This is a genomic window from Streptomyces sp. x-80 (assembly GCF_046549095.1).
Taxonomy (GTDB): Bacteria; Actinomycetota; Actinomycetes; order Streptomycetales; family Streptomycetaceae; genus Streptomyces; species Streptomyces celluloflavus.
On record NZ_JAJPWM010000013.1, the window covers coordinates 93340 to 117211 of the forward strand.

Here is a 23872-nt window from a genome sequence, read left to right on the forward strand (position 1 = left end):
CTGGCTACTGTTGCCTGTTGTGCGACGCCATGGTGGGGCACATCGAGGACGTCAGGGGCGTCAGGGGCGTCAGGGACGTCGGGCCGGGGCATGTCAGGGACGTCCGGGGGGTGACGGAGCGGAGAGGGGCCGGGCGAAGCGGGGGAGTTGGCCGGTGCGCCGCTGGGCCGCCCTGGTGGCCGTGGCCGGGGTGGTGGTGTCGGCGGTGCTGCTGGCGGGGTGCGGACGGTCGCCGGACGTGCCCCCACCGCCGCCGTCCGGCGCGGCGAAGGCCGCCGTCGGCTGGGGTTTCACCCACACCCAGTACAGCGCGGACCGGGGCACGGACCGGGCCACCGGGCGGGCCGCCAGGCTGCTGTCCGCCGACCCGATGCCGCAGAACCAGCACATCATGGGCTGGGGCGCCCGGAACCCCGAACCGAGCCCCGGCCGTTACGACTTCACCGATCTGGACCGTCGTATCGCGCTGATCCGCCGCACCGGCGGCACCCCCGTACTGACGCTGTGCTGCTCGCCGGACTGGATGAAGGGCGGGCCGGCCGGCCGCACCGACTGGAGCGCGCTGGAGAAGGCCCCCACGCCGGAGCATTACGCGGACTTCGCGGCGCTCGCCGGGAAGATCGCCCGGCGCTATCCGGACGTGCGGCACTTCGTCGTCTGGAACGAATTCAAGGGATTCTTCGACGATTCCCGCGGACGCTGGGACAGCGAGGGATACACCCGCCTGTACAACCTGGTCCACCGGGAACTGAAAAAGGCGAACCCGGCCAATCAGGTGGGCGGGCCCTATCTGGTGATGGACAGCCATGTTCCGGGTGACGAGACCTACCCCTCCGCGCTGAAGGGCCCCTGGGGCAGTGTCGATCAGCGCACCCTCGACGCCTTCCGGTACTGGAACCGGCACAAGGCGGGCGCGGACTTCGTCGTCGTCGACGGCTCCAGTTACAGCAAGGACGACCGCTACGCACCGGACCCGTTCGCCGCCACCCGGAAGTTCGCCGATGTGGGGCGCCGGCTGCGCAAGGAGACCGGGCTGCCGCTGTGGTGGGCCGAGTGGTACGTCGAGATCGCCGACGCCGCCGACGACCGGAGCGGCTGGAGCGAGCGTGAACGCACCGCCGTGCAGGCGGCGGCCCTCATCGAGATGGCGGCCGGCGGTGCCACCAGCGGCTTCTACTGGAACCCGCAGAACGAGGGTGCCGACTGTCCCGGCTGCCTCTGGCGCAGCACCGAACTGGCGGACGGCGGAGGGGCGTTGCCGATGATGGAGCTGCTGTCGCGGTTCGCGCGCGCCTTCCCGCCCGGCACCCGGCCGCGCGAACCCGCGCTCGCGGCGGACGACCGCGCGCGGGTCCGTGCCCTCGCCGACGGCCGCACGACGCTGGTCGTCAACACCACGGACCGCCGCATCACGGCGACGGTCGACGGGCGGGCCGTGCCGCTGGCGGGCTACGGGGTGCGCTGGATCGAGCGGCGGTGAGGCGGCGGTCAGGTGGTTGTCCGTCCGAGGCGGCAGCAGTGCACAGCAGCAGTTCACCGCACCGCCGGTGCAGCGGTTCACGACAGCGTCAGGAACCGCTGCACCAGCGACGCCAGCAAGACCGCCAGCAGCGGCATCGCGCACCAGAACGAGCCGCGCAGCCACCGCCCCCGGCGGGTGCCCGGCACGGCCGCCACCCGTAGCACCTCACGGGCGGTCAGCAGCAGGATCAGCGGCACCGCGGCCGACGCGCCGGCCACCGTCCACGGCGTCCAGGTCACCCGCGGCCCGGCCGGGCCAGGCCGCGGCTGCGGGACCTCGCCGGGCGGCCGTCGCGTCAGCTCGTACACCGCCGCGTGCGCGTTGGACAGCACCCGGCGCAGCTCGGGCCGCCGGTCCAGGGAGGTGCGCAGCCGCCGTTCCCAGTGGTCGCGGTAGCCCGCGTTCAGTCGCAGCGCCTCCGACTGGCCGTGGCTGACGACGAGGTACGACTGCGGTCCGGCGTCCCGCAGCGCCGTGACGACCGGGTCGAGGCGGGCCGGGTCGCGCGGGGCCAGGACCGGCTGGTACCGCACCCGGGCCATGTCCTTGGCGCCCCAGGGCATCGCGGGGGTGACGCTGTTGACGGGGTCGTCGCTGAACCACAGCAGCCGCGCCGTGGGCCGGTCATGAGCGTAGACGTACTCCATCGCGGCGACCTCGCCCGGCCGGATCCGTTCGAACTGTTCGTTGCCCCAGCGGGCGACGAGGAAGCCGCCGGTGAGGATCAGGCCCGCCAGCAGCGCGGCGAGCGGGCCCAGGCCCCGGCGGGCGTCCGTACCGTGCGGGAAGAGCGCCAGCGCCGCCAGCACACAGGCGCCGGGCAGCGCGAACAGGAAGACGCGCAGGGCCATCTCGCCGCCGTAGGACTGCATCCCGAAGGCCAGGAACGGGACGCAGGCCAGTACCGGCAGCGCACGTTCGGTGAAGCCCGCGAGCCGTCGGCGCAGCACTCCCCAGCCGGCCAGCGCGAGCACCCCGCCGGCCAGCGCCACCCGGGTGTACAGCACGAGCTTGTGGGTGTCGTCGCCGCCGCCGATCCGGTCCGTGACGGAGGAGGCGACGTTGCCGCCGAAGCCGCCGAGCCCCCCGAACAGCTCGTCGAAGTGGCCCGACCAGTACGGCTCGGCCAGGAACCCCAGCCAGGCCGCCACCATGACACCGAGCAGCAGCGGCAGCCCGCGCAAGCTGGAGCGGCGGGCCAGGACCAGCACGGTCAGGACGCCGAGCATCACGAACGGGGTCAGCTGATGACCCGCCACCGACGCCGCGAACAGCGCGATCAGCACGGCCAGCAGCACCGCGCGCGGCCCCCGCCCGGCCGGCGCCACCGCCGCCTCGCCGGGCTGCCGACCGCCGGACGGCGGGTGCGGCGTCCCGGACAACCGGTGCGGCGTACCGGACGGCGGGTGCGGCGTGCGGAACCACACCAGCAGGATCGCCGTGAACGCGAGGTACAGGAGGTAGGTGAAACCCTGCGGGGAGAAATAGTCCTGGCCCACCCAGCCGCACAGTGCGAACAGCCAGGCCGCGCACCATTTCGCCCGCCAGCTCGCGCGTACCGCCGTCAGCAGCAGGAACAGCGGGGCCAGACAGAGGAGTTCAAGAGTCAGCGGCCACCAGCGGAGGACCTCGGTGAAGTCGGTGACCCCGCACGCCTGGGCGAGGAACTGCGCCATGGCGAAGAACCCCGGCCAGCTCCAGCGGGCGTCCAGATCCGGCGCCGCGACGCCCGTTCTGCCGAGCTGGTCCAGGAAACCCAGATGCTGCCAGGCCGTCGCGAAGCGCGGTTCGGTCTCCAGGACGGCGGGCAGCGCGTGCAGCGCCACCACCGTCAGCAGCAGTACGGCGGCCAGCAGGACGCGCCGCGGCCGGACCAGCCACAGGGCGCAGCCGTACGCCGTGACGAGCAGGGCGGCACCGGCCAGGGTCGCCGGGGGCAGCACGGAGACCAGGCCGAGTCCGTTCATCCGGTCCAGGTCGGCGTCTCCCATGCCGCGCAGCGGCAGCCAGAACAGCGTGAGCGCGACGGCCAGCAGCCCCCAGACCGCGAGATCGGGACGGCGCCGGAGGCGGACGGAGAGGGGGACGGGGGAGGGGCCGCGGGGGCGGGTGGGACCGGGGGCGGGCGGGTCGGCGGCGGTCTCGGCCCAGGACGGAACCGCCCGGCGCCGGGGCGGCCGTACGGTGTCCGTGCCCGTATCTGTCCCCGTGCCCGTCCCTGTCTCCGCCCCCGCGCTCGTGCGCACGCCGGTGACCGCGTCCGTATCCGTATCCGCAGGGGCGTCGTCATCCGCCTCCCCATCCGCCTCCGTGGTGCTGCCCGTCCACCGGTACGCCCCGACGGCGTCGCCGCGGTCGCCGTAGACGGCCAGGTCCGCGAGATCGCCGTCCGGGGCGAGGCTGTCCGCCGGGGCCCGGGTGAGGGGCGGGGACTGGTGGCCGCGCAGAACCCGGTGGAGCCGGCGGGCGGCGAGGGAGACGACCAGCGCGAGGCTGGAGATCTCGGCGACGCCGGCCCCCGTCAGCCCCATCCGCGGCAGCAGGAGCAGTGTCAGCCCCAGCACCAGGACGCACAACAACCCCTGGAGGTACGCCAGTCCCGAGGTGCGGCTCTGTGCGCGCAGTACCGCGAAGTAGACCTCCAGCACCACGCGTAGCGCCGCCCCCACCGCGAGCCAGCGCAGCAGTGGCGTCGCCGCGTCCGCGTAGCCGGCCCCGAAGACACCGAGGACGTACGGCGCGAGGACGAACAGCAGGCAGCAGACCGGGATCATGATGCGGGCCATCCGCCGCAGCGCGGCCCGGGTGTGCTGGGCGAGCCGCGCCGGATCGTGCGCCCCTTCGACGGTCAGCGAGGCGCCCATGTTGACGGCGAGCAGGTTCACCGTGCCGCCGATGGTGGTGGTGATGTAGAAGTACGCGTTGTCCACCGCGCTGACCTGCGAGGCGACCAGCACCGGTACGAGGTAGACGACCGCGAGCGAGAACAGCGACCCGGTGTAGTCGCCCGCCAGGAAGCGGCCCATCTCCCGGAGGGACGGCGGCCGGGTGGTCCGGTCCGTCGCCCGGATGTGCCGGGGGATCAGCCGCCGGAACACCAGCCAGCCGAGCGGCAGGACGGACACCGCGATGGCCGCCACCCAGGAGACGAAGACCCCGGCGGTGGGCAGCGCGGCGGCGCACACCACCAGCAGCCCCAGCTTCACCGCCGAGAAGGCGAGGTTGCCGGCCGGTACCCACAGCGCGCTGCGCAGCCCCGTCAGCACCCCGTCCTGGAGGGTGAGCAGTGACCAGGCGGCGACGGCCAGGATGAAGCCGAGGCCGTTCAGCGGGCCGTGCAGAAAGCCGTAGGAGGGGCCCCACAGGTCGAGGGTGAGCAGAAAGACGGTCGCGGCGACGGCCACCACGGCCGAACCGCCCGCGTAGGTGCGGAAGACCAGCCGGCCGGTGGCGCGCCCCGCGACAGGGAGGAAACGGGCCAGTGCGCCGGTCAGCGTCACCGCCGTCAGCCCCGCCAGCAGCTTCATCGCGGCGATGGCCGCCGAGCCCTGGCCGACCGCGGCCTCCGTGTAGTAACGGGCCGCGACCAGCCAGAACCCCAGCCCGAGCAGCCCGGAGACACCGGTGTTGAGCATCAGCGCGTAGGCGTTGCGGAACAACGGACCGCCGTCGCCCCGTCCCGCCGGGGGCGGCCGGCGGGACGGGGCGACGGTCCCCGGTCCCGGTCCGGTGCGCGCCGCGGTCCGGGCGGTCGTGTCGGGCACGGGCCAGGCCGTCCTTCCTCCCGCCGCCGGCGGACCCGGTCCGTCGCGGCCACCGGGTCTGAACTGCCCGATATACGTGGTCAGTTGCCGTCCCTCGGGTCTCGTCGTCCGTCAGGTCTCATCCGCCGGGCCGCCTGCCGGGTCCGGCGCACCACCGCGTACCCCTTGGTGAGCGCCCGGTCCCGGGCGAACGCGCGGGTGATGCCGTGGCCTTCCACGAGCCGCGCGAACTCCTCGGGGCCGGTGCCGCGCCGCACCGTCAGCCGGGCCAGCGCGTACGGCCCCTGGCGGCGGTCCGCGAGCGCGTTGCGCACCGCGAGCGCCTGCCGGAAGCCCAGCCCGCGGACCAGCTGCCGCACCCGCCGGCTGGAGTGGCCGTAGGGATACGCGAAGGACTCCGGGGCCACGCCGGTCTCGGCGGTGACGATCTCCTTGCAGCGCAGCACCTCCCGCCGCAGCCGGTCGTCGGTGAGCCCGTCCAGCGGCGGATGGCGGTGGCTGTGTCCGCCGATCTCCACACCGGCCGCGGCCAGCCGGCGCACCTGGTCCCAGTCGAGCATGGTGTCCGGGCCGCCCCCGGTGCCGTACGGGCCGCGCAGCCAGCCCGTGGTGACGAAGAGGGTGGCCGGGAAGCCGTGCCGGACGAGGGCGGGCAGCGCGTGCCGGTGCACGCCCTCGTATCCGTCGTCGAAGGTGATCAGCACCGGCTTGGCGGGCAGCGGGCCGCCGTCCCGCCAGGCCGCCGCGAGTGCGGCCGTGGTCAGCGGCGTGAAGCCACGGTCGGCCAGCACCGCGAGCTGCCCGGTGAACGCCGCGGGCGTCACGGACAGTTCCCGTACGGCGGGCGCGGGCGTCCCGGTGACCGCGTGATACATCAGGACCGGTACGGGGGACGGGCCGCTCATGCGGTCGCCCCCGCGCACCCGGAGGCGGAGACGCCAGCGGCAGCGGTGGCGGTGGCGGACTCCGAGGCGCCGTCCGGGCCGCCGTCCGGGCCGCCCGGACCGTCAGAAGCTGTCGGCGCGCCCCTGAGGCGTACCCGTACCGTCCCCACCAGATAGCCGCCCGCCGCGGCCGCCGTGCCCGCCACGATCGCGCCCGCCCGGCCGGCGCCGCCCACCCGGCCCAGCAGTGCGTCCCGCACCCCGCGCAGCACCCCCGCGGGCAGCACCCGGGTCAGCTGGCGCCGTTCGGCCGCCAGCCCGGCCCGGGTCCCGACGCGCCGCGTCACCAGCGCCTTGGACAGGCCCTCCGCGTACGCCCGGCTGCCGAAGTAGCCGAAGCGCTGCCGGGCGGCCGGTACCCGGTGGTGGATCACCGCCCGGTCGTCGATCAGCAGCACCGCGTCCGGCAGGGCGCGGGCGAGCCGGATGCACAGGTCCGTCTCCTCGCCGCCCAGCGGCCGCCCGCCGGCGGTCCGGCCGATACCGTGCGCGAAGCCGCCGACGGCCTCGAACACCGACCTGCGGAACGAGGCGTTGCCGCCCAGTACGTTGCGGACCCGCACCCTGCCCGGCGGCAGACCCCGGTACGTACAGCCCACCACCCAGTCGAACTCGGCGGGGAACCAGGCGGGCCGGCGGCCCGCCGCCCAGGCCGGTTCGGTGCGCCCGCCGACCGCCAGCACCGCCGGGTCCGCGTACCCCTCGGCGAAGTACCGCAGCCAGTCCCGCTCGGCCACCGCGTCGTCGTCGAGGAAGGCGATCACCTCGCCGCGCGCCGCCGCGATACCGGTGTTGCGCCCGGCGGACAGTCCCCGGGGCCCTGAATTGGCCATGATCCGCAGGGGAGTTGACGGGATCGGGGGCGCGGGGGCGCCCGCGGTCCCGAAGTGCCGGTGCAGCCGGTCCAGCAGAGCGGTGTGATGGTCGACCACGAGCAGCACTTCGTGGGCGGGCCGGGACTGCTCGCGCACCGAGGCCACGGCGGCGAGCAGCTCGTCCCAGCGGTCCTCGGTGTGGACGCAGATCACGACGGAGATCCGGATACCGGCCCCGGTGCGGTCCGCCCCGGTACGGCCCGGTCCGCCGCGGTCCGGCAGGGCCGGGCCGGTCACCGCGTGTCTCCGGTGCCCGGCCCGCGCCGGGCGGTCCGTCTCCGCCGGGTGCCGCGCTCCCGCAGGATCACCCGCAGGACCCGTAAACCGTCGTGCACCGCCCGCAGCTTGCTGACGCCGTGGATGCGGTGGTACTCGTGGCTGGGGATCTCCTGCACCCGCAGCCCGGCCTTGACCACCCGGATGTTCAGCAGCGTCTCGACCTCGAACCCGGCGCAGTCCAGGGAGATCTGGGCCAGGCAGCGCCGCCAGAACGCGTTGTAGCCGTAACACAGATCGGTGTAGCGGGCGCCGAACTTGACGTTGACGACGGTGGTCAGCACCCGGTTGCCGAGCCTGCGGACCGGCGTCATATCGTCCGTGCCGCCGCCGTTGGCGAAGCGTGAGCCCTTGGCGACATCGGCCCCGGAGACCAGCGCCGACACATAGCTGACGATCTCGCGGCCGTCGGCCGATCCATCGGCGTCGATCATCACGATGATGTCGCCGGTGCAGGCCGCGAATCCGGCGATCAGCGCATCGCCCTTGCCTTTGCCGCGCTGCCGCACGACGACGACGGAGGGCCACAGCTCACGGGCGACCCGGACCGTGTCATCGGTCGAATTCCCGTCGACCAGGATCACTTCATGAATCCAGTCCGGCAGGGTCGTGAAGACGTACGGGAGATTCTCCGCCTCATTCATCGCCGGTATGACGACGCTGACCGGCGGTGCGATGGCGAGATAGGAGGAAACGGGCCGGTAGACGGCGTGGCCGGGCAGTAGTGTCTGCGGCGGTCGAACCGCGCCGACGGGGCGAAGGAACGAGCTCATGGGTTGAATTCCCTCCCGTCCGGTGGGCCGCCCACCCCCGGGCGGTCCTGCTGTGTATCCGGTTCGAAAGGGGGGTTCGCACCCCATTCGGGACGGCCTGGACCGCCATGCGAACAGAGCTGGCCGGCAAGCGTGTCACCGGTTGCGCGGCTCGTGTCCCGGTCATCGGTGAACGGCGATCAATAAGCGAATTCCGGGTGCACCAAGACCCCCCGCCGTGCCTCGCACCGGATATTCATCGTGCTGGCTTCGGCTCTCCCCAAGAGCGCTCGGTAATGATCGCCCGATGCGAGTGGATGAGTGAATGCATGACGATATGGATAACGGCGACTCTAAGGCAAGATGACGGACTCCAAATCTCTTTCCATGTTATTGGCCGGTACGCGCCGATGAGCGGCTCACCGGCCCGACCGGAACTGGCCCATACGTTTGAGCAGGCGATCGGCCGGCTCGAAGAGCTCCGGCCGGGCCAGCACGGTGTCGCGCAGCGCCCGCACCGGAGCGCGCCGCGCCCGGTGCCCCAGCGCCACCGGATGGCGTCGCGCCACCCAGCCCTCGGACACCGGGAGTTCCCGGGTCTTGAAAGAGTTCTTGTAGTCCTTCGCGCCGCGCCCCAGATCGAGGTAGGCCATCGAGGCCGCGGCCGCCGCCTCGGCCATCCGCAGATGCAGCACCAGGCCCGGCGAGAACTTCGCGTACCGCGGGTCGTACGCGGGGAACCAGCAGGCCAGTACGGACTCCGAGCGCAGCCCGAAGTGCGCCGCGACCGGCCGCTCACCGGCGTACAGCACCGACAGCAGACCGGCGAAAGCCTCGGTACGGGTGTGGAAGAGTTGCTCCACCAGCCGGACGATCCAGGGGTGCGCGAACCGGTCGCGGCGCCCCGTCCTGCGGTACTGCGCGGACTTCCAGCCGATGAGGGTGCGCAGCACCGCCGGATCGCGCTCGTCGTGGACATAGCGCACCGGGCCGAGGTCGCGGCCGAGCCGGCGCTCCTTGGCGAGGGTGGTGCGGAGGAACTTCGGGGACCGGCCGCGCAGTTGCTCCAGATACGCGGCGAAGCCCCGGTCCACGTCGATGACGGGGGAGGGGTGCGCGATCAGCGCCCCGCAGTCGAAGGGCTTCTGGCCGTCCACCAGGTGGTCGAACTCCAGCACCGACAGTCCGCAGGCGCGCAGCAGCTCCTGGGCGTCCCACTGGAAGCCGGGCCGGTGCACCAGCCCCTGGGCGTCGGAGATGCCGAGGCCGATGGCGCGCCCCACGCCCAGCGCCGAGCGCTGGAAGGGCAGGAACGCCGTCGGGGCGCCGTCCTCCCGGATCACCGCCAGCCGCACACCGCGCCGGCACCGGCCGACGGCCAGCGCGAACTCGGGGGCGAGAAAGGGGTTCGCCAGCTGCGGCGACCCCAGCGCCCGTGCCTGGGACTGGACGGCGGTCCAGGCGGTCCGGTCGGCCGCGGTCAGCTCGCCGGGGCGGCATACGGCGATGTCCACGTCAGGGTGTCCGGCTTCGGCGGGCCCGGCCGGCCCGTCGGCGCAGGGCCGTCAGCAGCAGCGCGGTACCGCTGAGGACCGCCACCGCGACCACTCCGCCGCGCACCGACCACAGATGCAGCGCGAGCATGGCCTCGGCCACCAGCAGATCGGCGGCGAGCGCGCCGGCTCCCGCGACGACGGCGCGGCCGAGCGGATCCAGCCGGCCCAGCGCCGCGCCGATCGCGGTGGCCGGTGCCAGCAGGAGGAAGAAGAGCGTGAACGGCGCGCGCAGCGGCGAGGCGAGGTCGGCGAACGCCAGTACGGCCCCCACCGCGCCGACGCCGACCGCCGCGCCCGCGCGGAGCGGCACCGCTCCGGTCCACCGGTGGCCGCCGGTCGGATGCCCGTCGGACCGCCGTACGTCTGAGTGCCGGTCATCGGGTGGCCGGTGACCGGGTGGCGGCCCGTCGCGCGAGCCGCTGTCGTTGATGGCCGTGGTCTGCATTGGCCGCTTGCCCCCTGTAAGCGCCGGATGCCGGGCCTCAATGTCGCGCAGCGCCCGACCCCCGTCAAGACGCGAATCCGGGCAGCGGCGGCCCGGTGCCGGGTGCGGCGGAGGGCCGCGGGCGATGCGTCGCCCGGGGGTGTACGCAGCAGGCGGTACGGAGGGTTCCGTTGACCGCCCGTCACCTGGTTCGGGGGTGGCGTCGGGGGCGCAGCAAGGATTCTGAGGCAATGCCATATGCATGTCACCGCGCGCAATGGTCCGGCGGTGAAGATCTTCACGGGTCCGCAGATGTGCCGTGAACTCTCGCTGATCTTTGGCATGGACACTTCCCGTTGCCTGGCCCTGCTGCTACTACATGTGAGGCCGAGTTCCTGCTATGGGAGGTTCTATGAGACTGCCCCGACTTGCGGCCATGACGTCCGCCTTCTTCGCCGCCGCCGCGCTCGTCCTCACCGGTCCGGTGGCGACCGCGGCCGCCCAACAAGCCGCCCCCACCGGCTATGTAGCCCTCGGAGACTCCTATTCGGCGGGTGTGGGGGCCGGCAGCTACGACAGCTCCAGCGGCTCCTGCAAACGCAGCACCAAGGCGTATTCGGCCCTGTGGGCCGCCGCGAACTCGCCGTCCTCCTATCAATCGACCGCCTGCTCCGGCGCCCGTACGGGTGATGTCATCAACGGTCAGCTGGCGCCGCTCAGCTCCTCCACCGGTCTGGTGAGCATCACCATCGGCGGCAACGACGCCGGGTTCGCCGACACCATGTCCACCTGTGCGCTCAACTCCGAGAGCACGTGTCTGGCGCGCGTCGCCCAGGCCGTCAGCTATGTCAAGAACACGCTGCCCGGTCAGCTCGACGGGGTGTACAACGCCATCAGCCAGAAGGCCCCGGCCGCGCACGTCGTGGTCCTGGGCTATCCGCACTTCTACAAGGTCGGCGGCAGCTGCCTCGCCGGCCTCTCCGAGAAGTCCCGCAGCGCCATCAACGGGGCGGCCGACGAGATCAACGGTGTCACCGCCAAGCGCGCCGCCGACCACGGTTTCGGCTTCGCCGACGTCAACACCCATTTCTCCGGACATGAGCTGTGCTCGGGCGACCCCTGGCTGCACAGCGTGACCCTGCCCGTCGACGAGTCCTACCACCCCACCGCCACCGGCCAGGCCAAGGGCTACCTGCCCACGCTCTCCTCCGCCGCGTAAGCCGCCGCACCTCGGGACGGCGAGGAGGGCCCGCGGGGTGCCGGCCCTCCTCGTGCGTCCCGGCGCCGCTGTGGTGTCCGACGGGGCATCAACTCGGCCTGGTCACAGCCCTGTACGCGGCGTTTCGTCGGTATTCGTCAACGCCGAGGCGGGGCAGGTGATGCCGTCGACCGGTCTGCGCACGTGTCCTCCGGGGGAGATAGGGTTACCCTGCCCGGGGCCGGGTGCCCTCGTAAGGGTGGGGAGAGTCATGGAACAGATAGCAATGCGCAGGGCGCGAGTCCCTGCCGTCAGCTGCGGAAGCAGCGCGTCCAGCGCGCGGCTGGACCGCCATCTCGCGGTGCTGGGCGGTCCCGCCGTCCCGCAGCGGGAGGCGGAGGGCGCGACGTCACTGATGCGGGAGCTCACCACGCGTGACCGCTCACGCACGACGAGCCGCGGTGCCAAGGTGCTGTTGTTCGCCCCGCTGCGCAGGCTGCGGCGATCGCTGCTCGGCGGGCACAGCTGACGCGTCCCTGACGCGGCACCTCGGGCGACCACACCGCCCCGGCGCAGCGCTGCGATCCGACCGCTCGTCAGGCCCGGGGCGTCGGCAGCGCGTCGGTGTGTTCGCCGGGGCAGGAATCCCCGCCCGTCGTACGGCGCACGGCCCGTTCCGCCGCCCGTCCCACCCGGTCGGCGCCCCATCCGCACCACCCGTCCTGTTGTGACGGGTGGTTTTCCTGCGTTTCCGGCCGTGCGCCGCGTGACCCGGGGCCGGACCGGTGGCCGGCTCGTCCAGGAAGCGCGCCGGCGGATCGGTGCGCAGGCCCGTGGCCCGGTCCGGTCGGCGGTGCGTCCCGCCGGAGCGGGCCACGCGACGGCCGGTCCGCGGCCTCAGCCGGCGCGCGGCGCGAGCAGTTCCCCGGCCCGCCGCCCGGCCGTGGCGCCGGGCGCCGTACGGCCGCGCACCCCGGGGCCGTACCTCCCCGGGCCGCCAGCGCCTCACAGCAGGGTGAACTGCCCCTCCGGGCCCTCCTCGTGATGGTCGAGCACGGACGCCGGGCGGCGCGCGGTGGGAGGCGGCGGAAGGACGCCGGCGGCCCGTAGCCCGGCCGCGTCCAGCCGGGGCCCGTCCGCCGTCCGGCGCGCCAGCTCCTCCCGGCGCGGCTCCAGTTCGGCCAGCAGCGCCAGCACCGTGATCAGTTCGAGCAGCTCCGAGGTCCACTCCTGCGGCCACGCCGCGGGGCGCAGCGCGGCCAGCGAACCGGCCTCGGCCGGTTCCGGGCCCGCGGCGGTGCGCTGCTCGAACCACGACGTCAGGACACGGACCCCGCCCGCGTGGAACTCCCAGGCACCGGGTGGAACCGGTGAGATCCGGCCACTGCCGAGCAGCAGCGCCTCCTCGGCCGGGTCGTACGCGAGGGTCCCCGGCAGGCCGCGGGAGGGCAGTGCGGCCCGCACGTACGGGCGGCGGCCGCCCGGCAGCCGCGGCCGTTCGCCGCCGGGGCCGCCACCGGGTGCGTACGCGCCCCGGGTGTGCAGCCACAGCAGCCGCTCGCCGAGCGCGACACCGGCGTCCCAGACCGCGGGGTCGGCGGTGAGCGGCACCAGGCAGCCGTCGGGGGAGTGGCGGGCGCTCGCGGTGATCCAGGCGAGGACGTCCGTGGGCGCGGCCGGGCGGCCGAGCCGCCGGGTGAGGAGCGCCCGCAGGCCCGGCGCGAGATTCGGCTCCCGGCCGCCCGGCCGCCGGTAGAGCGGATGGATCCGCCCCGGGCGGCCGGCCGGCGAACGCCCGTCCGGCAGCACCGCGGAGCACACCACCGCGGGGCCCGGGAGCTGCGGCGCCGGACCCCATGCGACCGCGAACAGCTGCCGGGCGCCGGCCACCCGCCACAGCTCCGGCCGCGCGGTGTCGAGCAGCCGGTGGTCGGGCAGCAGCCACTGCTGGTCGAAGGGGCCGTGCAGCAGCCGCACCGGCTCGGGGCACGGTCCCGCCGCCCGGGACAGCCGCCCGGTGGGCGTCGGCTGTCCGGGCAGCTGCCCGACGGCGGAGTGCAGGGTCCGGGCCCGGGACGGCCGGAACAGCCGCTCGCGGGCCGCCGGGTCCGCGGCGCCCGCCAGGGCGTTCCAACGGGCCCGCAGTACCGCCGGGTCCGGCCCCATGACCCAGGAACGGCCGGGCCGCAGTGGCGCCACGGACCACGGCAGCAGATCGGACAGCCGTGGCGCGTCCTGCTTCGCCGTCACGCGGAGCCCCTCCCGGACCGTTCGGTTGACCCCGGCATCGTATCCACCGGCCGGACACCGTGGCCGGGCCCGGCACCGGCCACGGGCGTCCGGGGACGGGCGTGCGACGGCGGTCTACCGGGTCCGATCTTGGCGGAGTACGGTCCTCGCCGTACGCCCGGCGAGCGCGCTGCGCACGCCACCGCGCCCCGCGCGCCGGGACCTGCCCAGGGGGGACCGACTTGACGGACACCACTGTCGCCGGCGCGTTCACCGCCGCCCGGCTCGACCGGCTGCCGGTGTCCCGGTGGCACCGCAAGATCACCCTCATCGTCGGCATCGGCTCCTTCTTCGACCTGTACGAGGTCTTCCTCGGCGGGGTGCTCGGGGCCGCCCTCGCCGAACGGTGGCAGCTCGGTCACACCGCCAGAGCCTGGGTGATCGCCGCCGCGTTCCTCGGCATGTTCGTCGGCGCGAACGTGCTGTCGGTGCTCGCCGACCGGGTGGGGCGGCGCCGGATGTTCCTGGTGAACCTGGGCGCGTACGCAGGGTGCTCGCTGCTCTGCGCCTTCGCCCCGAATCTGCCGTGGCTGCTCGCGCTGCGCTTCCTGTCGGGGATCGGGCTCGGCGCCGAACTCGTCCTGGTGGACACCTATCTCGCGGAGTTCCTGCCGCGCGCGGTACGCGGCCGCTACATCGCCTGGGCGTACACCTTCGGCTTCCTCGGCGTACCGGTCGTCGCACTGCTCGGCGCCCGGCTGGTGGCCGCGCATCAGCTGCTGGGCGTCGACGGCTGGCGCTGGCTGCTGGTGGCGGGCGGGCTGGGGGCCGGTTTCCTCCAGCTGATACGGCGTCAGTTACCCGAGTCGCCCCGCTGGCTGATGGTGCAGGGGCGCGAGGCCGAGGCCGAGCGGATCGTGGCGGACATCGAGGCGAGGGTGGCGCACGAGACCGGCGGCAGCCTGCCGCTGGTCCCGGCGGCCGGGACCCCGCCGGAGCGGAAGGTGCCGCTCGGCGCGCTGCTCCGCGGCGACCACCGGCGGCGCACCGTCATGTGGTGCGTCTTCCAGGTGCTCCAGACCGTCGGCTACTACGGCTTCGGGTCGCTGGCGCCGGTGGTGCTCACGGCGAAGGGACACACCGTCACCGATTCGCTGCTCTACGCGGCGCTGAGCTTCTGCGGCTATCCGATCGGCTCGGCGCTGTCCGTCCCGCTCATCGACCGGATCGAGCGCCGTACGCTGATCGCCGCCGCGGCGCTCGCCATCGCCGCCTGCGGCCTCGTCTTCGGTCTCGCCGACGCCCCCTGGCTCATCGTCGGCTCCGGCTTCGCGCTGACGCTGTGCAGCAACGTCTTCTCCAACACCTTCCACGTCTACCAGACCGAGATCTTCCCGACCGGCGTGCGCAGCAGCGCCATCGGGATCGCCTACTCGCTCTCCAGGCTCACCTCGGTGGTGCTGCCGTTCCTCGCGCTGGCGGTGCTGGCCCGCTTCGGAGCGGTCGCGGTCTTCGCCGGTTCCGCGGTGCTGATGGTGCTGCTGTGCCTGGACGTGGTGCTGCTGGGGCCGCGCAGCACGGGCCGGAGCCTGGAGCGCATCTGAACCGGGTGCGGCCGGCGCGGCGGCCCGGCCCCCGTCCGGTGTGCCGTCCGCGCCGGCCGCCCTCAGTGCGCGTCCAGGGTGACCGTGAAGGAGAAACGGTCGCCGCGGTAGTGGATACGGGCCACGTCGACCACCCGGCCCTCCTCGTCGTAGGTGATGCCCGTGTGGTGCAGGATCGGGCTGACCAGCGGGACCTGGAGCAGCCGGGCGGTCTCCGGATCGGCCAGCCGCGCCTCGACGGTGTCGGTGATCCGGCTGATCCGCACGCCCACCGCGTCCCGCAGCACCTTCGTCATCGGCCAGCGCGCCAGATCCGCCGGGTCGATACGGGCGGCGACGTCGGGCCGTACGTAGTTGCACGCGTGGTTGGTCGGCTCGCCGGTCTTCTCGTCGCTGCGCAGCCGGCGGAAGCGGGCGACCTCCGGGCAGCCCGGGAAGTACTCGGCCAGCTCGGTCGGCGGGGCGCAGCTCCCGTGCGCCAGCAGGACGCTGCTCATCCCGGACTGCTGGGCCACGATCGCGTCCACGGAACCGAGCAGCCGCACCGGAGCGCCGCGCCGCGCGTCCGGTTCGATGAAGGTGCCGCGGCGCCGGTGCCGGCTGATCAGCCCCTCGGTCTCCAGTTCCTTGAGGGCCTGGCGCATGGTCAGCACGCTCACGCCGTAGTGCGTGGCGAGCGTCTCCTCGGTGGGCAGCCGCAGCGGGGCCTCGGGGGAGCGGCCCAGTATGGAGGCGCGCAGTGACTGCGAAACCTGGTACCACAGCGGCAGCTTGCGGTTCAGGGCGAGCGAGTCGGGAGCGAAGGTCGTCACAGAGGGGTCCCCGGAGTCACGGGCGGAAGTGGCGCTGGAGACCCTGCCATACGTCGTCATAGCCGTGTTGCAGGTGTCCGGCGTCACGGGCCTGCTCGGTGAGCGTCAGCGGCCAGCGGGTCTCGAACATGAAGGCCAGACCGTCCGTGATCTTCTGCGGTGCCAGCTCGGCCGCACTGGCGCGATCGAAGGTCTCCCGGTCGGGGCCGTGCGCCGACATCATGTTGTGCAGTGAACCGCCGCCCGGTACGAAGCCCCCCGGACCGGCCGTCTTCGCGTCGTAGGCGCCCTCGATCAGCCCCATGTACTCGGTCATCACGTTGCGGTGGAAGTACGGCGGCCGGAAGGTGTCCTCGCCGACCAGCCAGCGCGGCGCGAAGACCACGAAGTCCACACCCGCCAGCCCCGGGGTGTCCGACGGGGAGGTGAGGACGGTGAAGATTGACGGGTCCGGGTGGTCGTAGCTGATCGACCCGATGACGTTGAAGCGGTGCAGGTCGTAGACGTACGGGACGTGGTTGCCGTGCCAGGCGACGACATCCAGCGGCGAGTGGTCGTAGACCGCCTTCCAGAGGTGCCCGCAGAACTTGTTGACGACCTCGAACGGGCCCTCGATGTCCTCGTAGGCGGCGACCGGGGCGCGGAAGTCCCGGGCGTTGGCCAGGCCGTTGGCGCCGATCGGGCCGAGATCGGGGAGCTGGAAGGGCCGGCCGTAGTTCTCGCAGACATAGCCGCGGGCGGTCGCGTCCAACAGCTCGACGCGGAAGCGCACCCCGCGCGGAATCAGCGCCACCTCGCCCGGCAGGGCCCGCAGCAGGCCGAACTCGGTGCGCAGCAGCAGCCCGCCGTGCTCCGGCACGATCAGCAGCTCGCCGTCCGCGTCGCTGAACACCCGCTCGGACATCGAGTCGTTGGCGTAGTAGAGGTGGACGGCCATCCCGGTGCGCTGGGTGGCGTCGCCGTTGCCGCCCAGCGTCCACAGACCGTCCAGGAAGTCGACCGGACCGGCCGGCTCGGGGAGCGGGTTCCAGCGCAGCCGGTTGGGGTCGGGGACGCAGTCGGTGAACGGCGCCGAGCGGAGCGCGCCCTGCCCGGCACGGACGAACGGCGGGTGCGCGGCCGAGGGGCGGATGCGGTAGAGCCAGGAGCGGCGGTTGTGGCCGCGCGGCTCGGTGAACGCGCTGCCGCTGAGCTGCTCCGCGTACAGGCCCAGCGGGGCGCGCTGCGGGGAGTTGCGGCCCAGGGGCAGCGCGCCGGGCACCGCCTCCGAACTGTGCTCGTTGCCGAATCCCGGGGAGTACGCCGGCCCCTCGGCCGTCTTCCCCGCCCGCTCGTTGCCCGTGCCTGTCATCGCGCGCTCCCGCCGCTCAAGGAATCCTATGGAGGACCTTAGGATTGCTGCCGGGGTCCGTCAACGGAAACTCCCGGCCGCCGTGGCCGGATCGCCGTGCCCCACTCCCGCTCCTGGCCGGTCCGGTCCACTGTGCGCCGCCCGCACCGCACCGGCCCGCCGACCCGCCGCCGGGCGGGAAAGGGGCGGGCGGCGGCCCCGGGGGAAGCGGGCGGCGCCGGGCCGCGGCCGGCCGCGCACCGCCTTCGGCATCCGTCGGCCGCCGTGGGAGCCGCCGGGGCGGGAGCCGCCGGGGCGAAGAAGCGGCCGTGGGGCCGGCGGCGGGAGGGCCGGCGGTTCGTGGGTACGGCGGTGCCGTCCGGGGGAGGGAGAGAGATGTCGCCGGGGCCCGGCGGGCGAGACGCCGGGCCGTGCGGAAGGCGCCCGACACCCCGCCTCCGGGCGGGCCGAGGGAATTGCCGAGGTTTCCGGCGACGGAAAACTACCGGTGCTAGTTTGGGGACGCTCGACCACAGCGGCCCCGGGAGGACCACGACGTGAAGCAGCATGACGCGATGTACATCGACGGAACCTGGCGGCCCGCCGAGGGGAGCGGCACGATCGATGTCGTCAACCCGGCCGACGGGCGGGTCATCGCCGCCGTCCCGGCCGGTTCCGCACCGGATGTGGACGCCGCCGTACGGGCCGCCCGCGCCGCCCTGCCGGGCTGGGCCGCCACCGCGCCGGCCGAGCGCGCCGCCCGGCTGACCGCGCTGCGCGACCAGCTCGCGGCGCGCGGCGAGGAGCTGGCCGAGACCGTCACCGCCGAACTGGGCGCGCCCCTCGCGTTCAGCACGAAGGTGCAGGTCGGGATGCCGGTCGCGGTCTGCGGCTCGTACGCGGAACTGGCCGCCTCTTACCCCTTCGAGGAGCGGATCGGCAACTCCACCGTGCTGCACGAACCGGTCGGCGTGGTGGGCGCGATCACGCCCTGGAACTACCCGCTGCACCAGATCGTCGCCAAGGTCGCCCCGGCGCTCGCGGCGGGCTGCACGGTCGTGCTCAAGCCCGCCGAGGACACCCCGCTGGTGGCCCAGCTGTTCGCCGAGTGCGTGGACGCGGCCGGGATCCCGGCCGGTGTCTTCAACCTCGTCACCGGCCTCGGCCCGGTCGCCGGGCAGGCGCTCGCCGAGCACCCGGGCGTGGACCTGGTCTCCTTCACCGGCTCGACGGCCGTCGGCAAGAAGATCGGCGCGATCGCGGGCGCCGCCGTCAAGCGGGTGGCCCTGGAACTCGGCGGCAAATCCGCCAATGTCATCCTGCCCGGCGCGGATCTCGCCAGGGCGGTGGCCGTCGGCGTCGCCAACGTGATGGCCAACTCCGGCCAGACGTGCAGCGCGTGGACCCGGATGCTGGTCCACACCGACCAGTACGCCGAGGCCGTCGAACTCGCCGCCACCGCCGCCGCCAAGTACGTCCCCGGGGAGCGGATCGGCCCGCTCGTCAGCGCCCGGCAGCGGGACCGGGTGCGCGGCTACATCGAGCAGGGCGTCGCCGAGGGCGCGAAGATCGTGGCGGGCGGCCCGCAGGCGCCCCTGGAGGCGGGCTACTACGTCACCCCGACCGTCTTCGCGGAGGTCACCCCGGAGATGACCATCGCCCAGGAGGAGATCTTCGGCCCGGTGCTGTCACTCCTGCGGTACGAGGACGAGGCGGACGCCGCCCGGATCGCCAACGGCACCGTCTACGGACTCGCGGGCGCGGTCTGGGCCGGTGACGAGGCCACGGCGGTCGCCTTCGCCCGCCGGCTGGACGCCGGGCAGGTCGACATCAACGGCGGCGGCTTCAACCCCCTCGCCCCGTTCGGCGGTTACAAGCAGTCCGGGGTCGGCCGCGAGCTGGGCCGGCACGGCCTGACCGAGTACCTACAGACCAAGTCGCTCCAGTTCTGAGCGGGGCGGGCGCGGGCGGGAGGGCGCGCCTGCCCCGCCCGCGCCCAGCCCTTCCGCGCCGTTCGTCACCCTTCCGTCCGCCACACCGAGGAGATCCCTTCCGTGGTCCGCGCCGTCGTACTGCCCGCCGTCAATGCCCCGCTCCGGATCGCCGAGATCGAACTGCCGGAGCCGGGGCCCGGCCAGGTCCGCGTCCGCCTCGCCGCCGCCGGTGTCTGCCACTCGGATCTGTCGCTGTCCAACGGCACCCTGCGCCAGCCCGCCCCGGCCGTCCTCGGTCACGAGGGTGCGGGCACCGTCACCGCCGTCGGCCCGGAGGTGGCGACGGTGGCCCCCGGCGACCAGGTCGTCCTCAACTGGGCACCGGCCTGCGGCGACTGCCACTTCTGCGGGCTGGCGGAGCCCTGGCTGTGCGACCGCTCCGGGGCCGCCGCGAACGTTCCGTACGCCACCCTCGCCGCCGACGGCAGCGCGCTCTACCCCGGCGTGGGCACCGCCGCCTTCGCCGAGGAGACCGTGGTGCCCGCGCACGCCGTGCTGCCGCTGCCCGCCGGGGTGCCGCTCACCGACGCGGCACTGCTCGGCTGCGCGGTGCTCACCGGCTGGGGCGCGGTCCACCACAGCGCCCGGGTGCGGGCGGGGGAGTCCGTCGCGGTCTACGGGGCCGGCGGGGTCGGGCTGGCCACGCTCCAGGCGGCGCGGATCGCGGGGGCGGGCCCGATCGTGGCGGTGGACGTCTCACCGGAGAAGGAGGAGCTGGCCCGCGCCGCCGGCGCCACCGAGTTCGTGCTCTCCGGCGACCGCACCGCCAAGCGCGTCCGCGAGCTCACCGGCGGCCACGGCGTCGATGTCGCGGTGGAGTGCGTGGGCCGCGCCGACACGATCCGGACGGCCTGGTCGTCCACCCGGCGCGGCGGACGCACCACCGTCGTCGGGATCGGCGGCCAGGAGCAGCAGGTGACCTTCCACGCGCTGGAGCTCTTCTACTTCGGCCGTACGCTCTCCGGCTGCGTCTACGGCAACAGCGACCCCGCGCGGGACCTCCCGGTGATCGCCGGACATGTCCGCTCCGGCGCGTTCGATCTCGGCGCGCTGGTCACCGACCGCATCGGGCTGGAGGGCATCCCGGCCGCGTTCGAGGCGATGCTGGCGGGCCGGGGCGGGCGCGCGCTGATCGTCTTCTGAGGTCACGAGCCGATCGTGTGCGGAAGGTGAGATCCGGCCGTTCTCGGACGGCGGCAACGGGGAGCGGGACGGGCCGGACGGGGAGCCGGGCGGGCCGGACGGGCTACGAGGCCGGGACGGTCGGCCGGTGCCGCGGCCGGCCGGCGGCCCGGTCCGGTTCCGTGCTGCCGGGAGCCGAGGTGTCCTCGCCCGGGGCGCCGGCCTCGGCGGCGTGGTGCGGGGTGTCCGCCGCGGTGTCCGCCGGGTCGGCCGCGCCCACCCGGCGCAGCCGGGGGAAGGCCGGGGCCGCGGCCAGGAAGACCGCCGCGACGAGGACGAACGGCCAGGTGAAGGTGTGGCCGCCGGACGGGGCGAAGAGAGCGCCCATCGCCGACGTCAGGGCGGTCGCGGCGGCCGCGCCGACCAGCGCGTACCCCAGGCTCCAGGCGTCCGCGACGAGGAAGACCCCGCACAGCCCCATCGCGACCAGCACCGCGTTGTAGCCCATCGTGCCCGAGGCGATCTGCTCGGCGGGCGCGCCGAGGGCCCAGGCGGTGAGGATGCCGACGGCGCTGCCGAGGCAGGCCATCACACCCACCCGGCGGCTGGCGAGGAAGATGCCGGCCAGGAAGATCAGGCCGACGTACCACTGCGGCATGAAGAAGATCTCGCCGAAGTTGGCGAAGAAGGCGTGCCACAGATCGGTCCAGCCGAGCGCGGTGGACCCGCCCGCGGGGCGGGTCAGCTCGGCCAGCCCGGCACTGTGGTGCCAGACCCGCTCGAATCCGGGCGCGGCGATCGTCATCGCGCTCGCCATCAGGCAGAACGGCAGCGTGAAGGTCGGCAGCTCCCAGGTGGCCATGATGCGCGCCGTGCCGCCGGTGACGATCGTGACCACCGCGCTGCCGGCGAGGGCCAGCACCACGGTGGAGACCTGATCGGCGCCGAGGAACACCGCGAAGCCGACCGATACCAGACAGGCGTTGAACCCTTCGAGCCCCGAGGTGACCCGGTCCCGGTCCACGCCCAGCAGGGCGGCGGTGGCGGTACCGACGGCGGTGCCGGCCAGCCCGTAGAGGCCGTACTCCCAGCCCGACGCGAACAGCGCGACGGCGAACACCAGACCGGTCAGCGCGCTCGGCAGGAAGTCGACCTGGGCCTGGCCGCGCAGGACCTGGACGGCGAAGCGCGCGCCACGCGCCGTGAACCGGTTGTCATGGGCTGTGCCGAGTTCGCGCACGCCGCCTCCGTACCACGCGTCAGGTCCCTGCTGGTCAGGGACGGATGCACTTTACATCTACTGATTGGAGTGCAGGCAAGAGGTGTCGCCCGGGAATGCGGATCGCTGGATTCCGGGGGCCGGCGGGGCCGGGCACCACGGGGCGGGCGTCACTGCGACGGCGCGCCCCGGCCGTGCGGCGGTACGAGTTCCGGGTGGTGCAGCGCGAGCCCGTCCACCAGGGCGCGCAGACCGGCTTCGAACGCCCCCTCGTCCACCCGGCGCTGATGCTCCGCCAGCAGATGGGCCTGGCCCAGGTGCGGGTAGTCGGCCGGATCGTAGGCGCTCGGGTCGTCCACGAAACCGCGGGCGAACGAGCCCAGCGCGGAGCCCGCGACGAAGTAGCGGATCATCGCGCAGATCCGGGTCGCCTGCGCGGGCGGCCAGCCGGCCTCGACCATGCCGCCGAACGCCGCGTCGGCCATCTTCAGGCCGGCCGGCCGGCGGCCGGGGCCCTGGGCGAGGAACGGCACGATGTGGGGATGCGCGGCGAGCGCCGCGCGGTAGGAGCGGGCCCAGTCCAGCAGCCCGGCCCGCCAGTCCGCGCCCCCCTCGAAGGCCGAGACGTCGACGTGCGCGATGACCGTGTCGGCGACCGCGTCGAGGATCTCGTCCTTGGTCGTGAAGTGGTTGTAGAGGGACGGCCCGCTCACGCCCAGCTCCGCCGCGAGGCGCCGGGTGGAGAGCGCCGGCAGCCCTTCCGCGTCGATGAGCGCCAGCGCCGTGGTGACGATGCGCTCGCGGCTCAGCAGGGGCTTGCGGGGTCGGGCCATGACGCACATAGTAGAGGCTGCCCAGCGAAAACTAGCAGCGCTAATTTAATGGGCGCACCGGCGAACACGCTGCCTCGCACCACCTCGTCACGCCGTGTACCACCGCACCGCACCGCCGTCGTCCACAAGGGGCCCCGATGAACCTGGAACTCAGCGAGGAGCAGGCCGCCGTGCGGCAGCTCGCCAAGGACTTCACCGACCGGGAGATCACCCCGCATGTCACGGCCTGGGACCGCGCCGAGGAGGTCGACCGCGGCATCGTGCGAAAACTGGGCGACCTCGGCTTCCTCGGGCTCACCGTCCCCGAGGAGTACGGCGGCTCCGGCGGCGACCACCTCTCGTACGCCCTGGTGACCGAGGAGCTGGGCCGCGGCGACTCCGCGGTGCGCGGCATCGTCTCGGTCTCCCTCGGCCTGGTCGCCAAGACCATCGCGGCCTGGGGCGACGAACGGCAGAAGCGCCGGTGGCTGCCGTCGCTCACCTCCGGCGGCGCCCTCGGCTGCTTCGGCCTCACCGAACCGGGTACCGGCTCGGACGCGGCCGCCCTCACGACCCGGGCCCGTCGCGACGGCGGCTCCGGCGGGGACTGGATCATCGACGGCAGCAAGATGTTCATCACCAACGGCACCTGGGCCGATGTCGTGCTGCTCTTCGCCCGCACCGGCGAGGAGCCCGGCCACCGGGGCATCAGCGCCTTCCTCGTCCCGGCCGACAGCCCCGGGCTGGAGCGCCGCGAGATCCACGGCAAGCTGGGGCTGCGCGGCCAGGCCACCGCGGAACTGTTCCTGGACGGTGTCCGGGTGCCGGAGAGCGCCCTGCTGGGGCCCGCGGGCAAGGGGTTCCCGGTCGCGATGTCCGCGCTGGCCAAGGGCCGGATGTCGGTCGCCGCCGGCTGTGTGGGCATCGCCCAGGCCGCCCTGGACGCCGCCCTCGGCTACGCGGCCCGGCGCGAGCAGTTCGGCAAGCCCGTCGCCGGACATCAGCTGGTGCAGGAGCTGATCAGCGATATCGCCGTGGACGTGGACGCCGCGCGCCTGCTGACCTGGCGGGTCGCCGATCTGATCGACCGCGGCGAGCCGTTCGCCACCGAGGCGTCCAAGGCCAAACTGTTCGCCTCCGAAGCCGCCGTGCGGGCCGCCAACAACGCCCTCCAGGTCTTCGGCGGTTACGGCTACATCGACGAGTACCCCGTCGGCAAGCTGGTGCGGGACGCCCGGGTGATGACCCTGTACGAGGGCACCAGTCAGATCCAGAAACTGGTCATCGGCCGCGCGCTGACCGGCGTCTCCGCCTTCTGACCCGGCCGCCGGGCCGCCGTTCACCCGATTCCGGCCCCCTTCCCCGGCGCGCACCGACAGCTCGCTAAGCGCTTGCTCAGTGCACGGTATGGTGTTCGATCCGGCAGCGGGCTGTCCCTG

18 protein-coding genes are annotated in these 23872 nt (G+C 73.8%); 7 read left to right on the plus strand and 11 right to left on the minus strand.

Annotated elements, in window-relative coordinates:
- Positions 1–154 precede the first annotated feature (154 nt).
- Positions 155–1480 (plus strand): xylan 1,4-beta-xylosidase, encoded by a 1326-nt coding sequence (locus tag ACLJWH_RS25590; RefSeq protein ID WP_411144093.1) that lies wholly within the window; start codon positions 155–157, stop codon positions 1478–1480.
- A 77-nt stretch (positions 1481–1557) separates the two neighbouring features.
- On the opposite strand, the gene ACLJWH_RS25595 is transcribed toward ACLJWH_RS25590, so the two are convergent.
- The 6 genes from ACLJWH_RS25595 to ACLJWH_RS25620 form a co-directional block, all read right to left on the minus strand.
- Positions 1558–5286 (minus strand): polysaccharide biosynthesis C-terminal domain-containing protein, encoded by a 3729-nt coding sequence (locus ACLJWH_RS25595; protein ID WP_411144094.1) that lies wholly within the window; start codon positions 5284–5286, stop codon positions 1558–1560.
- Between the two features lie 80 nt (positions 5287–5366).
- On the minus strand, positions 5367–6191 hold the full coding sequence (locus ACLJWH_RS25600) for a polysaccharide deacetylase family protein (protein WP_411144095.1): 825 nt from the start codon (positions 6189–6191) through the stop codon (positions 5367–5369).
- Complete coding sequence (locus ACLJWH_RS25605) at positions 6188–7258, minus strand: glycosyltransferase family 2 protein (RefSeq protein ID WP_411144238.1); 1071 nt, start codon at positions 7256–7258, stop codon at positions 6188–6190. The genes ACLJWH_RS25600 and ACLJWH_RS25605 overlap by 4 nt, the downstream gene beginning before the upstream one ends.
- 80 nt (positions 7259–7338) lie before the next feature.
- Entirely contained in the window at positions 7339–8154 is an 816-nt protein-coding gene (locus ACLJWH_RS25610; RefSeq protein WP_411144096.1) for a glycosyltransferase family 2 protein, read from the minus strand.
- A 398-nt stretch (positions 8155–8552) separates the two neighbouring features.
- Entirely contained in the window at positions 8553–9647 is a 1095-nt protein-coding gene (locus ACLJWH_RS25615; protein WP_411144097.1) for a GNAT family N-acetyltransferase, read from the minus strand.
- Between the two features lies 1 nt (position 9648).
- On the minus strand, positions 9649–10134 hold the full coding sequence (locus ACLJWH_RS25620) for a hypothetical protein (protein ID WP_411144098.1): 486 nt from the start codon (positions 10132–10134) through the stop codon (positions 9649–9651).
- Between the two features lie 391 nt (positions 10135–10525).
- Here ACLJWH_RS25620 and ACLJWH_RS25625 point away from each other — a divergent pair, with 391 nt between their 5' ends.
- Both ACLJWH_RS25625 and ACLJWH_RS25630 read left to right on the plus strand, forming a co-directional pair.
- On the plus strand, positions 10526–11332 hold the full coding sequence (locus ACLJWH_RS25625; RefSeq protein WP_411144099.1) for an SGNH/GDSL hydrolase family protein: 807 nt from the start codon (positions 10526–10528) through the stop codon (positions 11330–11332).
- Between the two features lie 250 nt (positions 11333–11582).
- The gene (locus ACLJWH_RS25630) at positions 11583–11840 is read left to right on the plus strand and encodes a hypothetical protein (RefSeq protein ID WP_094794542.1); all 258 of its coding nucleotides are present in this window, start codon (positions 11583–11585) and stop codon (positions 11838–11840) included.
- A gap of 476 nt (positions 11841–12316) precedes the next feature.
- Here the strand turns inward: ACLJWH_RS25630 and ACLJWH_RS25635 are convergent, their stop codons facing one another.
- Positions 12317–13561, minus strand: a complete 1245-nt coding sequence (locus ACLJWH_RS25635; RefSeq protein ID WP_411144100.1) for a type ISP restriction/modification enzyme — start codon at positions 13559–13561, stop codon at positions 12317–12319.
- A 221-nt stretch (positions 13562–13782) separates the two neighbouring features.
- Between ACLJWH_RS25635 and ACLJWH_RS25640 the strand changes: the two genes are divergently transcribed.
- Complete coding sequence (locus tag ACLJWH_RS25640; RefSeq protein ID WP_411144101.1) at positions 13783–15144, plus strand: MFS transporter; 1362 nt, start codon at positions 13783–13785, stop codon at positions 15142–15144.
- 62 nt (positions 15145–15206) lie between these two features.
- Here ACLJWH_RS25640 and ACLJWH_RS25645 read toward each other — a convergent pair whose 3' ends face one another.
- Positions 15207–15956 carry a GntR family transcriptional regulator gene (locus ACLJWH_RS25645; protein ID WP_411144102.1) on the minus strand — a complete coding sequence of 250 codons (750 nt, stop codon included), beginning with the start codon at positions 15954–15956 and terminating at the stop codon, positions 15207–15209.
- Between the two features lie 16 nt (positions 15957–15972).
- On the minus strand, positions 15973–17307 hold the full coding sequence (gene hmgA, locus ACLJWH_RS25650) for a homogentisate 1,2-dioxygenase (protein ID WP_411144103.1): 1335 nt from the start codon (positions 17305–17307) through the stop codon (positions 15973–15975).
- Positions 17308–17843: 536 nt separating this feature from the next.
- Here hmgA and ACLJWH_RS25655 point away from each other — a divergent pair.
- The gene (locus ACLJWH_RS25655; protein ID WP_411144104.1) at positions 17844–19238 is read left to right on the plus strand and encodes an aldehyde dehydrogenase family protein; all 1395 of its coding nucleotides are present in this window, start codon (positions 17844–17846) and stop codon (positions 19236–19238) included.
- A 102-nt stretch (positions 19239–19340) separates the two neighbouring features.
- Complete coding sequence (locus ACLJWH_RS25660; protein ID WP_411144105.1) at positions 19341–20423, plus strand: Zn-dependent alcohol dehydrogenase; 1083 nt, start codon at positions 19341–19343, stop codon at positions 20421–20423.
- A gap of 103 nt (positions 20424–20526) precedes the next feature.
- On the opposite strand, the gene ACLJWH_RS25665 is transcribed toward ACLJWH_RS25660, so the two are convergent.
- Together ACLJWH_RS25665 and ACLJWH_RS25670 are read right to left on the minus strand one after the other, a co-directional pair.
- Positions 20527–21642: an urea transporter gene (locus ACLJWH_RS25665; RefSeq protein WP_411144106.1), complete on the minus strand. Its 1116-nt coding sequence runs from the start codon at positions 21640–21642 to the stop codon at positions 20527–20529.
- 149 nt (positions 21643–21791) lie between these two features.
- Positions 21792–22454 (minus strand): TetR/AcrR family transcriptional regulator, encoded by a 663-nt coding sequence (locus ACLJWH_RS25670; protein ID WP_411144107.1) that lies wholly within the window; start codon positions 22452–22454, stop codon positions 21792–21794.
- Between the two features lie 137 nt (positions 22455–22591).
- Between ACLJWH_RS25670 and ACLJWH_RS25675 the strand changes: the two genes are divergently transcribed.
- A complete protein-coding gene (locus tag ACLJWH_RS25675; protein ID WP_411144108.1) occupies positions 22592–23752 on the plus strand; it encodes an acyl-CoA dehydrogenase family protein in 1161 nt (386 codons plus the stop codon).
- The last annotated feature ends 120 nt before the right edge of the window (positions 23753–23872 follow it).